This window comes from Paradesertivirga mongoliensis, assembly GCF_024436395.1.
GTDB classification, from domain to species: Bacteria; Bacteroidota; Bacteroidia; order Sphingobacteriales; family Sphingobacteriaceae; genus Paradesertivirga; species Paradesertivirga mongoliensis.
The window spans coordinates 314411-327515 of the sequence record NZ_JAFMZO010000004.1; the positions used below are offsets into that span (position 1 = coordinate 314411).

11 protein-coding genes and 1 riboswitch are annotated in these 13105 nt (G+C 42.3%); of the genes, 6 read left to right on the plus strand and 5 right to left on the minus strand.

The window, feature by feature from the left end:
- Positions 1 to 113: 113 nt before the first annotated feature.
- Entirely contained in the window at positions 114 to 512 is a 399-nt protein-coding gene (locus J3P43_RS16955) for a response regulator (protein ID WP_255904672.1), read from the plus strand.
- A gap of 47 nt (positions 513 to 559) precedes the next feature.
- On the opposite strand, the gene J3P43_RS16960 is transcribed toward J3P43_RS16955, so the two are convergent.
- The 5 genes from J3P43_RS16960 to J3P43_RS16980 all read right to left on the minus strand — a co-directional run bounded on the left by J3P43_RS16960 (position 560) and on the right by J3P43_RS16980 (position 7211).
- On the minus strand, positions 560 to 2995 hold the full coding sequence (locus J3P43_RS16960; RefSeq protein ID WP_255904674.1) for a TonB-dependent receptor: 2436 nt from the start codon (positions 2993 to 2995) through the stop codon (positions 560 to 562).
- A 158-nt stretch (positions 2996 to 3153) separates the two neighbouring features.
- On the minus strand, positions 3154 to 4161 hold the full coding sequence (locus tag J3P43_RS16965; RefSeq protein ID WP_255904676.1) for an ABC transporter ATP-binding protein: 1008 nt from the start codon (positions 4159 to 4161) through the stop codon (positions 3154 to 3156).
- Complete coding sequence (locus J3P43_RS16970; RefSeq protein ID WP_255904678.1) at positions 4161 to 5243, minus strand: iron chelate uptake ABC transporter family permease subunit; 1083 nt, start codon at positions 5241 to 5243, stop codon at positions 4161 to 4163. Before J3P43_RS16970 ends, J3P43_RS16965 begins: the two co-directional genes overlap by 1 nt.
- Positions 5243 to 6457: an ABC transporter substrate-binding protein gene (locus J3P43_RS16975; RefSeq protein WP_255904680.1), complete on the minus strand. Its 1215-nt coding sequence runs from the start codon at positions 6455 to 6457 to the stop codon at positions 5243 to 5245. Before J3P43_RS16975 ends, J3P43_RS16970 begins: the two co-directional genes overlap by 1 nt.
- Before the next feature lie 25 nt (positions 6458 to 6482).
- Positions 6483 to 6677, minus strand: a riboswitch (cobalamin riboswitch).
- 372 nt (positions 6678 to 7049) lie between these two features.
- The gene (locus J3P43_RS16980) at positions 7050 to 7211 is read right to left on the minus strand and encodes a hypothetical protein (RefSeq protein ID WP_255904682.1); all 162 of its coding nucleotides are present in this window, start codon (positions 7209 to 7211) and stop codon (positions 7050 to 7052) included.
- A gap of 204 nt (positions 7212 to 7415) precedes the next feature.
- Here J3P43_RS16980 and J3P43_RS16985 point away from each other — a divergent pair, with 204 nt between their 5' ends.
- From J3P43_RS16985 to J3P43_RS17005, 5 genes are read left to right on the plus strand one after another with little or no spacing between them, the layout of a single operon-like run.
- Positions 7416 to 9467, plus strand: coding sequence for a BatA domain-containing protein (locus J3P43_RS16985; RefSeq protein ID WP_255904684.1), 2052 nt, complete (start codon positions 7416 to 7418; stop codon positions 9465 to 9467).
- Complete coding sequence (locus tag J3P43_RS16990; RefSeq protein WP_255904686.1) at positions 9467 to 10732, plus strand: dihydroorotase; 1266 nt, start codon at positions 9467 to 9469, stop codon at positions 10730 to 10732. Before J3P43_RS16985 ends, J3P43_RS16990 begins: the two co-directional genes overlap by 1 nt.
- 1 nt (position 10733) lies before the next feature.
- Positions 10734 to 11405 carry a hypothetical protein gene (locus tag J3P43_RS16995; protein WP_255904688.1) on the plus strand — a complete coding sequence of 224 codons (672 nt, stop codon included), beginning with the start codon at positions 10734 to 10736 and terminating at the stop codon, positions 11403 to 11405.
- 6 nt (positions 11406 to 11411) lie between these two features.
- Positions 11412 to 12008, plus strand: a complete 597-nt coding sequence (locus J3P43_RS17000; protein ID WP_255904690.1) for a DUF4199 family protein — start codon at positions 11412 to 11414, stop codon at positions 12006 to 12008.
- On the plus strand, positions 12008 to 12958 hold the full coding sequence (locus tag J3P43_RS17005) for a glycosyltransferase family 2 protein (RefSeq protein WP_255904692.1): 951 nt from the start codon (positions 12008 to 12010) through the stop codon (positions 12956 to 12958). Before J3P43_RS17000 ends, J3P43_RS17005 begins: the two co-directional genes overlap by 1 nt.
- The last annotated feature ends 147 nt before the right edge of the window (positions 12959 to 13105 follow it).

The following is a 13105-nucleotide window of genomic DNA, read 5'->3' on the forward strand; positions in this document are numbered from 1 at the left end:
CTTTTTTTATATCCTGAATTATCGCTGCAACCTTTTTGAGGTGATGCCGTAATAACCGCTGAGTTATAGAAGTTTAGCAACCAATTTAAAGCAGATATCTGCGTTTATCAAGAATGAAAAAAATCGACCTGGCCGTAATTGACGACGATGAAATGTATGTCCTCGCTTTAAAAAAACTTTTAGAAAGTGTTGAGCTTACAGACCGGACAGTATATTTTGAAAATGGTAGTGTAGCGCTTAATTATTTCGACCAGTGGATCCATCAGTCAAGCCTTTTACCCGAACTTATCTTACTGGATCTGAACATGCCCGTAACCAATGGCTGGCAATTCATTAAAGAGTTTAAAAAGCTTAAGATCAGGATCGATAAGAAAATTACTATCTACATGATAAGCTCTACCGTGAATGAGAATGAGATTAAGAGGGCAAGAGAGGTAGAAGAAATAACCGATTTTGTTTGCAAGCCGGTCACTATTCACACACTAACAAAAATTTTGGCTCAGATGAATTAATAAGAAAGGGTTTAAGTGTCGAGCTTAAACCCTTTCTTATTTCTGGGTTATCCCCCGCCCATTCCGCCGCCAGTATCATCATTAATAATTCCCTTTTTGTTTTTCTTCAAACCGGTTTTTAATTTGCCGAATTTGTAATTCAGGCTTGTAGAAAAGCTTCTGAGGTAGCTTTGGTTATTGCTTTCCTGCGTAAAGTTATTGCCATTGGTTTCGCTGATGTAATAACGGTATTTCGCAAAAGGATTATTAGCCGCTGCCGAAAACGACAGTTTATCCTTCACAATATCTTTATTTATGCTAAATGATGACCCTATGAAGCGGTTAGACGTTCCCTGCAGGGATAAATTCGGCCCGTTCATATTCATGTTGGCATTTATGCGCCAGCCTTTTTCAAACCGGTAGCCCGTGGAGCCAGATATATAATACATTAATCCCTGATTTTCTACATGCTGATCGTTCACTATTGCGCTTACTTTTCCGAAGCCGGCCTGGCCGTTAATAGTCAGGTTCCACTTTTTGGTAAGAGGATAATTTACATTAAGATTAGCACCGATAACTCTTGCTTTGCCAGTATTGCCAAACGATGAGCGTGTGATATTAGTCGCCAGATCCAATGTCGATATAGGCATTATAAGTTTGTTATAGAATTCGTAACTCAGGCCAGCATTAAAAGATCCTTTTTTAAACTTGCTGAATTTCAGCTCGATGCCGCTAGCTGATGCAGGACGCAAATTCGGGTTGCCGCTCGAATGGAAATTGGGATTCGATTTGTCTACAAATGGGTTTAGCTGATAAATTCCAGGACGTTTTATTTTCCGTGAGAATCCCAAAGTCAAGCTTGTCATATTCTTTAGTTTTCTATTGATTGAGACAGACGGAATCAGGTTTAAAAAGCTCTTTTCCAGCTGAGACTCGCTCGATATAAAATCCGCCTCGATCAGCGTTTGCTCTAACCTCAATCCGCCTTTAAATCCCCAGTCTTTGAGATTGTATTGATACGAGTTATATACACCCAAAACACGTTGCTCATTCTTGAATTTGTTGCTCAGTTCTTCGTCCGTAACAAAGGAGCCGTTAGTATTAAGCGTATCGTACCTAAAGTCGCTTTGATTATCCCTTAGTATCCCTTTCACTCCCGCTTCAATTGTTAACTTCTTTGCCGGATGTGTATAGTCTATCTGGAATGTTTGCTCAGACGACTGCCCTTTGTTTTTTTGTTTGTAATCTGGTTGGATATACGAGGCAGATTCGTCAACATTCAGGTTGCTGAACTGATCATTACTGAAGCTGAAAAATCTGTAAGAAAGAGTAAGAAGCCGGTTTTTGTTAGATTTGAATCCCAGCTGATAATTTAAAGCGGCATCAACTCCGCGACCCGTCCCGGTGTTACCATTCAGTAAGCGATAATTTTGTTTAACTACATCGTCTTCTTTTAAAACAGAGTGTTGATTACTGTTCCCTTTATTATGGTTTCCGTTGATATTAAACTGTCCGGAAATAAGGTTCAGGCTGTCAATCTCATAACTTAATTCGCCACCAAAATAACCACTGCGACTGTCGGATTCTCTCAGACTGTTTTGAAGAAGTGTGCTGCTGCTGGTTGTGGCAAACCGGTTGTTAGTGTTTGTGGTAGAGGGCGAGTTATATAAGCTGCCGCCTCCGTATCCTGATGTTCCAAACTTACCTTGCTTAATGGTAAACGAACCTCCGATTCCGGGTCCCCCTACCGGAAAGCGTTCGTTGAGGTTGACGCTGCCGTTATAGCCGTTATCAACTTTTTTATTTGTGATAATATTAATGATACCCGTTAAGCCATCTGCATCGTATTTTGCCGGAGGAGTGGTTATCACCTCAATTTTTTCTATGCTCGAAGCCGGCATGCTTCTTAGCACGTCTTTCGGATTACGCTCCATCATACTCGATGGCTTTCCATTAATTAAGATTTTATAATTGCCATCGCCCTTCAACTGGATATTATCTTCCGCATCTACCGAAAGCAGAGGTACTTTCCGCATCATTTCGAGCACATTTGATCCCTTACTTTCAGGGTCTGCCTGCAAATTGTACGCGATCCTATCAATTTCCTGAGTCATTATTGGCTTGTCGCCAGTAATGGTTACCTCTTTAAGTTTATTTGCCCCTTTAACAAGATTTATTGCTCCAAGATTATGTTTGTTTTGGGAGCTGTCGCTGAGGTCGACCGCTATGGTTTTCGCAGAGTAACCTACAGCAATGATGGATAGCAAATATTTTTGCGGTTTCAGGGAGTTAAATGCGAATGATCCGTCCTGATTTGTCAGAGCAACTTTCACCGGGACATTCTTCTCTGTTTTTAAGCTAACCGTAACGTAGTCGAGCGCTTTCTTGGAGGTAGAATCGGTAATACTGCCTGTTAATTGATAATCTGTTTTAATTTGAGATAGAGCCGGGGTGTTTGCAGCGGATATCAGGAGCGTGAATAGGAGCAGAGCCTTGGTTTTCATTGTTTTATGTTTGGATTGGTTGGTCAAAGTTTGAAAGTTGGAAGGGATACTACAATATATATTAGGCAGGCTGTAGCAATAAGTCGGTGAGCTTATGTTTTTTGTCGGTAAAGAAACATAGGCGAAGGTTTGTGTAAGGCATTAGCTCCAGAAGATATTCAACGAGAACGCAGCAGAAGTAAAAAGTCTTCCATGGTATCACGCTTTTCAATGGTATCGCCCGATTTGATAAGCCATGTCGTACCTTCTTGTGTATCCCTTACTTCTGCCGAAAGCAGGGCTGATGCTGAATCTGTAAGGCTATAGCCGTGTCGCAATAAGGCGCGCTTCGTCCAGAAAGCAGCTGCTCCGTTTCCTTCCAAAAAGACAGATTTTCCGGTATTTTGATGGATGTTGAAAGTTCCTGTCGACTTATCAAACAGAACTCCGGCTTTATCGAAAGCAGATTCGAAGATTCCATTTAAAACCAATTCTTCCGGAGAGCCTACGGCTACCGAACCGTCCTTTTTTAACAGCCAGATCTGGTCGGCCACCTGCAGCGCCAAGTCCAGCTCATGGGTAGAGATCAAGATGCCTTTGCTGGTTTCTTTTGCCAACTGATGCAGAAGCCGCATCAGTTCTATGCGGCTGGGCAAGTCTAGATGTGCGGTGGGTTCATCTAAAATAATTACAGGCGTATCCTGTGCCAGTGCGCGGGCAAGCATTACTTTCTGGCACTCTCCATCGCTTAGCTGGCTCACTTTTCTATTCACGAACATCTCCACATGGGCAGACTCGATGGCCCATTTAACGATCTTTTTGTCTTCTTTACTCAAACCGCCAAGCCAGCCGGAGTAAGGGTATCTGCCCAGAGAAACGAGTGAGAAAACATCAAGGTTTCCTGCTTTAACCGAATCCGTAAGAACCAGGCTAAGTTTTTTTGCCAGCTGAGAGGGTTTCAGCTTCGCCACATTTTCGGTGTCGATTTTGACGATACCATTCAGCGCAGGCTGCAAACCTGCGAGCGTACGAATTAACGTGGATTTACCCGCGCCGTTGGGTCCAAGAAGGCAAATTAGCTCACCGGCTTTCATTGTTAGATTGAGAGGCCCGGCTACGCTTTTTTGTGTATTGCCCGATTTGTAGCCCACCGACAGGTCTGAGGTATGTAACAGAAAATCCTCCATCAGAAACCTCTTAAATTGTTACGGCTGATAATCACCCAGATAACAACAGGTGAGCCAATTAATGCAGTAATAACGTTTATGGGAAGGGTGGTTTGAGTACCTGGTATTTGCGAAATTATATCACAGATAAGCATGAGTGCGGTGCCTATCAAACAGCAGCCGGGAATGAGTATACGGTGATTGGACGTGTTAAAAAGCGAGCGTGCCAGGTGCGGTACCGCAATGCCAATAAAGCCAATAGGGCCGCAAAACGCGGTAATGCTTCCCGCCAGAATGCTGGTACTGCAAATGATAATAATCCGTGCCCTGTTCACGGTAAGGCCCATGCTCCGGGCGTAGTTTTCGCCAAGGAGCAGGGCGTCGAGTAATTTTGAGGATGCGATGGAGATGATCAGGCCAGCTAAAACAGCCAGGATCAGAACATACAGATGCTGCTCGGTAACCCCTTCCAGTGAGCCAAACGTCCAGAGGAGATATTCTTTTATCAGATCGGGGGCGCTAAAGTATTGCCAGATGCTAATGATTGAGAGTGTAATATTAGCGATCATCACCCCCACAATCAGCATAACAACATTATCTTTTAATGAGGATGAAATTGCCAGAATGACGACCATAATCATTGCTGCACCTAATGATGAGGCGACAATGATGAGCCAGCTGCCGTTTAGGCCAAGCTCCTGGATAGTGTATAAACTCGTAACGCTGCCCGCTGAAAGCATGATCAGGGCTACACCGAGGCTGGCTCCTGCTGTAATTCCCAGAACCGAAGGGCCTGCCAGTGGATTGCGGAAAAGGGTCTGCATCTGAAGCCCGCTTACCGACAGACCACATCCCACCAGAACAGCAGTGATCGCTTTCGGAACACGAATCTTTTCGACGATATACACCCAGGTTTCATCGACCGAGCCGGTGGAAAATATAACCTTTATAACATCCAGGAAGGGGATCGAAACCGACCCAAGCGCAATGTCAAGGATAAAAAAGATGAAAAGAAACAGGATTAACAGGCTGATGATCAGTTTTTTAAAAGGGCTAAGCCGGCCGCTAAGATACTGGTCATTAAAGGTGCTTGATTCCGGCATTACTTTATTTGTTTGTAATACACCAATTCGTGATGTGGTAAGATTCCAGGATGAAGAATTTTAATCAGATCGGATAACACGATGTGAGGGTTTACTACACCCGACTCCCAGTAATCATTTGAACCCAAGTCATTTACTTTTTTGTTGAAGTTATAAATAGTATTGTTTTTATAAGGTTTGAAGTAAGTATATCGCACATCAAGCGCGGCAATATCGGCTTTGCTATGAGCAGTTCCGGAATTGATCCAATAATCTGCCTTCAGTGCAATTGGAGCAACACTCTCGAAGGTCATTCCCATGCTACCTGTACCTTTAACATCGTACCAGTTATAAGATGCTCCGGCATCTTTAAAAAATCGGGTCATAAAACTGGTTCCATCGGGCACAAACCATGATCCTTTATAAGGCATGCCTACGATGATATGAGGCTTCATTACTGCATTACGACCGAGCTGAGCCAGTCTTATATACTCTTTCTCTATCAACCCGAACTTTTTATTCACCAACTCTTCTTTATTCACCAAAGCGGCCATCAATTTTACCCATTCCGCACGTCCAAGCGGCGTGTTTTCGAGCCACTCCGAAACCAGCAATACCGGAACCCCGGCGTCGACCAATGTTTGGTATCGCTTAAAGCTCGCGCTGGGGTTGCCCATAGCCATCACAAGACCGGGTTTCATAGCGATGATAGCCTCCTTGTTAATGGTTCCTTCTTCTCCAACCTCAATCACTTTCCCCGACTTTATATTTTGCCGTACTTTGGGAGATGTAACATATTTTAAACTGGCAAGGCCTTTTAAAATATCCGGCGAGTCTACAAAGTCGGCCATAGCGATCTGTAATGAAGACATACCAACAAGTTCTTTAACCGGAATTTCAATTACGCGTGATTTTGTAAAGCCTTTGGGAGCGGCATTGCCTGTTGGTACCAATGCGTATTTAATGGTATCGACACTATTCGCGCTGTGGTTGAAAACTTTGATAAGCTTATATGTGTCGAAGTACTCGATATCAAAACCTTTAGCGTATTTGATCTCGGTTCTGCCAGAAGTGATCTTACTCTGGCCGTTCTCTCTTAAAGTTTGACGGTGTTGCGATTGCTGGCAGCTTGCCATCCAAAGAAGCCCGGATGCCAGAAAAGCTGCAAGTGATAGATAGAGCCGAAAAGTAATTCCGAGCCCCGGAGAGCTGTAAATCCTGTTTTTTATAATCATATTTTTCGAGCCTTTCTTCCGAAAGCATGGTGAAAATTAATCGGCAGGTCTTCTGACTTCCTCATAACTACAGCCTTCCCATCCCGTTATCCGGACAGTGGCATATTGTAGTATGTCTTTTTGAGGTTACAGCAGCGGAGACTGTTCCGGACTTGCACCGGATTCCCTATTAAAGCAGCCTGTGAAGGCGTGCTACCTTGCCGCAAAACTACGTAAATTTTCCAATTAGAGAAGGGGATATGCTCCCGCAGTGTTCGAGATCATGAGTCGCCGGTATCCTTGTGCCTTGAACATTTTTCAAATTACCTTCCAGATTATTTGCTCTTGGTGAAAACACAGCCCTGAATATATGGTGCATAGGACATAGTGCGGGTATAGACTGGTGATAGACTACGCTAATGTCTCATAAATATCTGATTAAGATTAGTGTGGTGCGAAAAACCAAAGAGGTGTTGCCGGAATCTAATATAGTAAAAAGTTTTATGGGGGACTTGTAATAAGCTACTTAATAGCGAGACTGGATATAAAAAAGAGCGTGGCTTAGAAACCATGCTCTTTTTTTATAGGTAGATGAAAAAATTATATATGTAGATCAGGCAACCAGTAGGTCTTTATCCTGGTTTTTGCCCGCGTTATTGCCTAAGAATTTGCCATTATTTAATTTGAATTGTTTCAAATCGTACATGATGATTGCTCTTAATTCTTTATCAAATTGTTTTAATAAATCTTCGGTAAGGTTCTGAGTTCTTTTCATATAATTTATTTTTATATCTCCACCTATACTAAGATAATGCCAAAGCTAAAAGCTGCCTTTTAATTAGAAACTTATCTAAAAAGTGTATTGTATTTGATACAGTGGCTGGGGCGAAAACTGTGTTTATGTATCAATATCACTATAAAACCGTTAATTGAATATTTAAATCAGGTTATTAAACCTAAATCTTAAATTTGGTCTTTAATGAGATTCCTTTTTCCAGGTTTTCTGTTCGCACTTTCCTTTATCGCCATTCCGGTAATTATTCACTTGTTCAATTTCCGAAAGTTTAAGAGAGTATATTTCAGCAATGTTTCTTTTCTTCGGGAAATTCAACAACAAACCTCTTCGAGCAGAAACCTTAAAAATTTGCTTCTGCTCGCTGTACGAATTCTGACAATCATCTTTCTTGTATTTGCTTTTGCACGGCCGTACATCCCGCAAGGAGAAGAGGAAAGTAATCCTTATCAGCAAAATGCGATCAGTATTTATATCGATAACTCCTACAGTATGGAAACCCTTAATAAAGAGGGCAGCTTGCTGGATGAAGCGAAAAGACGTGCAAGGGAAATTGCCGCAGCGTATAATATCAATGATAAGTTTCAGCTGTTAACAAACGATTTTGAGGGAAAGCATCAGCGTTTGCTGTCGTACGAAGATTTTGTGCAAGCGGTAGAAGACGTGAGAATAAGTAGTTTGAATAAAAATCTCCAGCAGGTTGTCAGCCGTCAACAGGAAGTTTTTTCAGTTGAACCGAACGCCGCTAAAACCATTTACGTTATCTCAGATTTTCAAAAAAACATCAGCCCTTCCCAAAAAATAAAAGCCGATACGAGTATAGCTCTTCGTTTTGTTCGCCTGCAAGCCAATGAGCTTCCAAATATTTCCGTCGACTCGGTATGGTTTGTTTCTCCGGTTCACCGTCAGAATGAAACAGAACGGCTGGTAGTCCAGCTCAGGAATAATTCGGATAAAAGGGCCGCTAATATTCCGCTGAAAGTATTAATCGACGGCAAACCCAAGGCTCTGGGTAGTTTAAATGTGGAGCCTCGGGCCACCAGCAAAGACACGCTGTCGTTTAGCGGCTTAAATCCGGGTTGGAAAAGGGGAGAGGTGAGTATAACCGACTATCCGGTTGTTTTCGACGATAACTTTTTCTTCACCTTTAATGTTCGGCGCGGAATGTCGGTGCTTTCTATCTACGAGCAAACGGAAAGCCCATACGTCAGGGCTTTATATACCGCGGAACCTTTTTTCAATTACCAAAGTACTTCTACGGGGAGTATTGACTATTCACAGCTTTCCAGTCGCCCTTTGATCGTGTTATCCGGTACATCGGCAGTTAGCGCCGGCTTGGCGGCACAGCTGAAAACCTACGTTCAAAATGGTGGAAGTTTAATGATCTTTCCTTCATTGGACGAAGATTTGACAGGATTACGCACACTAACACAGACCCTAGGTACCGATGTCCCCCAATCGATATCAAATCAGGAACTTAAGGTTACCGCGATCAATTTACAACATCCTGTTTTTAGAGGAGTCTTTTCTCACACGCCTAACAGGCTCGACTTACCAGTTGCTAAAAAGTCTGTCCAATACGGTAATGCAAGCCGTACGAGCAAGCAAAATATACTTTCAAGCCCTGGAAGGCCTTTTCTGAGTCAGTATAGTATAGGGAAAGGAAAAGTCTATCTTTCAGCGGTGCAGCTAAGCGAGGAATCGAGCAATTTTGTCCGGCACTCTGTGTTTGTGCCTATTATGTATCAGGCAGCGTTTTTAAGCCTGCGCGACAATAGGTTGTTTTATACTTTAGGAAAAGATCAGTTCCTGGAATTCAATAAAATTACGTTGTCTGCTAATCAAACATTGAAACTTAAAAGAGGAACTTTTGAGGCGATTCCTGATATGAGATCCTCCGAAAATGGTACCCGCCTGTTTATTTCCGACCAGATCAAAGAAAAAGGTCTGTATCAGTTGCTTAGAGGGGATAGTGTTTTGTCGATGTTTGCATTTAATGATAATCGGCTTGAGTCTGACCTGAGTTATCTTAGCAAAGACGAACTAAGTAGACAATTTTCGGATAGAAAGGCCGATATTTTTGACCCGGGCCGCGGTTCAATACAAAATGCGATAAAAGCTGCAAATAATGGCCTCCAATTGTGGAAACTTTGTCTAATTTTGGCGCTGGTTTTCCTGGGGATTGAAGTGTTACTTACCAGGTTTTATAAAGCCAGAGAATCAAAACCAAGAATTTGATGAAACCCATACTTATCCGTTCGGTAACCATTCTTCATCCTGCCTCAAAGTTTAATAATAAATTAGCTGATGTACTGATAAAGGACGGCAAAATAGCAGGGCTTTCGGACAAGATCATTGCCAAAGACGATGTGGTTGTTATTGACGGGAAGGGCAAATATTTGTCTCCGGGTTTTCTGGATTTAAACGCAAACTTTGGCGAGCCAGGTTTTGAAACAAAGGAAGATCTTATCAGCGGGGCTGCCGCAGCCATTGCGGGCGGTTTTACCGGTGTGGCTATACAACCTTCTACCAATCCGGTGATACATTCGAAGTCCGAAGTTTCATACATTGTTAATCGTACTAAGGACTTTATAACAGATGTTTATCCTGTAGGAAGTATTTCACATAACAGGGAAGGTAAAGACCTTGCAGAACTTTACGATATGCGTTTGTCTGGAGCGATTGCCTTTAGCGATGGAACCAGACCTGTAACCGACTCGGGCCTTATGAGCAGAGCTTTGCTTTATGCAAAGGGATTCGACGGACTTGTTTTTTCTTTTCCGGAAGATTCATCAATCGCTGGTAAAGGAAAGATGAACGAGGGAACAGTAAGTACCTATCTTGGGATGAAAGGAATTCCGGCTTTAGCAGAAGAGGTTCATATTTCGAGGGATCTATACCTCGCCGAATATAACGACTGCCCCATACATTTCAGCACCATATCTTCGGCGGGCAGCGTTGATTTAATCCGCAAAGCAAAGAAAAAGGGATTGAAAGTGAGTTGTGATGTGGCGGCTCATCACCTCACTTTAACCGATGAGGCTTTAACCGAATTCGACAGCAATTATAAAGTAAAACCCCCTTTGCGTGCGTCTTCCGACGTTTTAGCGCTTTTAAAAGGGATCAAAGACGGCACAATCGATGCCATAGTGTCTCAGCACACCCCTCACGAAATAGAGTTTAAGGAAGTTGAGTTCGAAATTGCTTCGTTCGGCATTATAGGGCTGCAAACAGTTCTCCCATTGCTTGTAAAGGCAGGCCTGCCACCCGAAAACATTGTAGAGAAGCTGGCTATAAAACCCAGGGAGATACTGAATCTTCCAGTTCCTTCTTTCGAAGAAGGAGAGGACGCAAATTTGGTGCTTTTTGATCTCGACTCAGAATGGATATTTGATAATACTACAAATAGGTCTAAAGCCTCAAATTCCCCCTTCTTCAATCAAAGTTTAAAAGGAAAAGTGTTTTTGGCCTGTAATAAGGCGCAAGTGTTTAACAATTTTTAGAATGGATATACAGGTAGAAAAAGCTATAAAAGCTTCGTTAGAGAAATATTCCGAGGTAAGTAAATCATCGGTACAGGATTTTACAAAGCGGGTGATAGATGTCTTTAATCTGGAGGCACCCTTTATGGAAAAAGTATCCCTGATGGATGAGGCATTTGATGACGAGCCGAAACTGGATTTCTTGCGCGAGGTTTTCTTCGACCTTATGATGATCAACTTCTTTGCAGAGGATGTTAAAAAGCTTGAAGAAGATTATCTCGATTCTAAAGAGTGGGAAGATATCGAGGAAGAAACTATTGACCGTGGTACCGAGCTTCTTAATGTGCTTTTATATATCCGCGAGTGTCACGATGAAGAAATTGAGCCAGAACTTGAAGATTTCCTGAAAGAATTTTTATTAGTTGAGGAAGATGAATTTCAAGATGAGCATCGCATTTATGAAGATGTGATCGCAAACCAGATCTTAATGGAGTCGAGCATCGAAGATATTGCCAAGGCATCAAATGAATTGCCAGAGCACTCCGATTTGAAAGATCTGTTTTATCCTATTATGAGCTTCTTCTACCAGCCAGAACCTGATCAGGAAGAAATGAGCATTTACACAAAGAATAGTGTTGATCCGGAGTTTGATGCACCCGTTTATGCCTTGTTAGCTTCGTTTAACCAATTGTAGTTTTTGATGGATAGCAGTTTAAAGGCACTTAGAAAAAACGCTTTCCTTTACGGGTTACTTTTAGGAATTACTCTGCTGGTGATAGATATCATCACCTTATACGTGTTTTCGTTAAGGGAATCAGTGGTTTGGGTTCTTCTGGCTTATCTTTTCGGAAGCATTATTTTGCCATTAAGTGCAGCTATCGGCGTTATTACCCGCCTGCGTGATAAAATCGGTGGCTATTGGAACCAACGGGAGGCAACCTCGGGGATTTTCATAATTTTCCTGTGTGCCTATCTAATTTCCTCGTTTGGGAGATTATTGTGTTTTCAAATCATTCCAGATCAAACCAAGAGCTCGGCAATAAATAACTTTGCCAATGCAGTTGGTCAGTTCTTAAATAACCTCAAGTTTCAACCCCATACCATAAATAATATTGTCAAATCCATAAGGCAGCAATTCGACACCATTGATGTAAGTAAGATAAGTGTATTGTTGCCCAATTTGATGTTTTTGATCATCATACTGTTTGTAGTTGCATTTATCTTTGGTAATATTTTGAAAAGGAGTCCGAAGGTTGGCCGGGCATTTGACCATAACAATAGTAATTTTAGCGCCTGATGGATGTTTCCGTAGTTATTCCACTTTATAATGAAGCCGAATCTTTGCCCGAACTGGTCGATTGGAACCGCAGGGTGATGGAGGAAAACGGGTTCTCGTACGAAATTATTCTGGTTGACGATGGTAGTAGCGACGACTCCTGGGAAGTAATCGAGTCACTTCAGCGCCAAAATTCAAATGTGAAGGGGATTAAGTTCAGAAGGAATTACGGAAAGTCGGCCGCTTTAAATATTGGGTTTGCAGACGCTCAGGGTGATGTAGTGATTACCATGGATGCCGATTTGCAGGACAGTCCGGATGAAATTCCCGAACTCTACCGGCGGATCACGCAGGAAAAATATGATCTGGTATCAGGCTGGAAAAAGAAACGGCACGATCCGCTAAGCAAAACGATTCCAACAAAACTGTTTAATTCTGCCACCCGTAATATGTCGGGCATCCATAATCTGCACGATTTTAATTGCGGTTTAAAAGCCTATCGCAGAGACGTGGTAAAGAACATCGAAGTTTATGGAGAAATGCACCGCTATATTCCGGTGTTGGCCAAATGGGCCGGTTTTAAGAAAATCGGAGAGCAGGAAGTAGAGCATCGTCCCAGAAAATACGGTACTACCAAATTTGGAATGAGCCGTTTTGTAAACGGGTTTCTGGATTTACTTTCCATTTTCTTTGTAGGGAAGTTCGGAAAGCGACCTATGCATTTTTTTGGTACGATGGGTGTGTTAAGCTTCTTTACAGGATTGATTATCACCATCTGGCTCATTGCCGAAAAGCTAATCGCCATATCCCAGAACTTAAAATACCGTAATGCCACTGATCAGCCTTTATTCTATATCGCTTTGGTCGCGATTATTGTAGGCTTCCAGTTGTTTTTGACGGGTTTTGTTGCCGAATTGGTATCGAGAAATTCGTCGGAGCGAAATCATTATCAGATAGAGAAGAAGATTTAGTAGACGGAAAGATGGGTGGATGGGCAGATATGCGGATCGGAAGATGTACACCACCGCCGCTCATTGATACTAATTCTCCTTTACCAAATTCATTTATAAATTTGCACATCAGTCATTTGCACATCAACTTCATTTATACATTTGCAC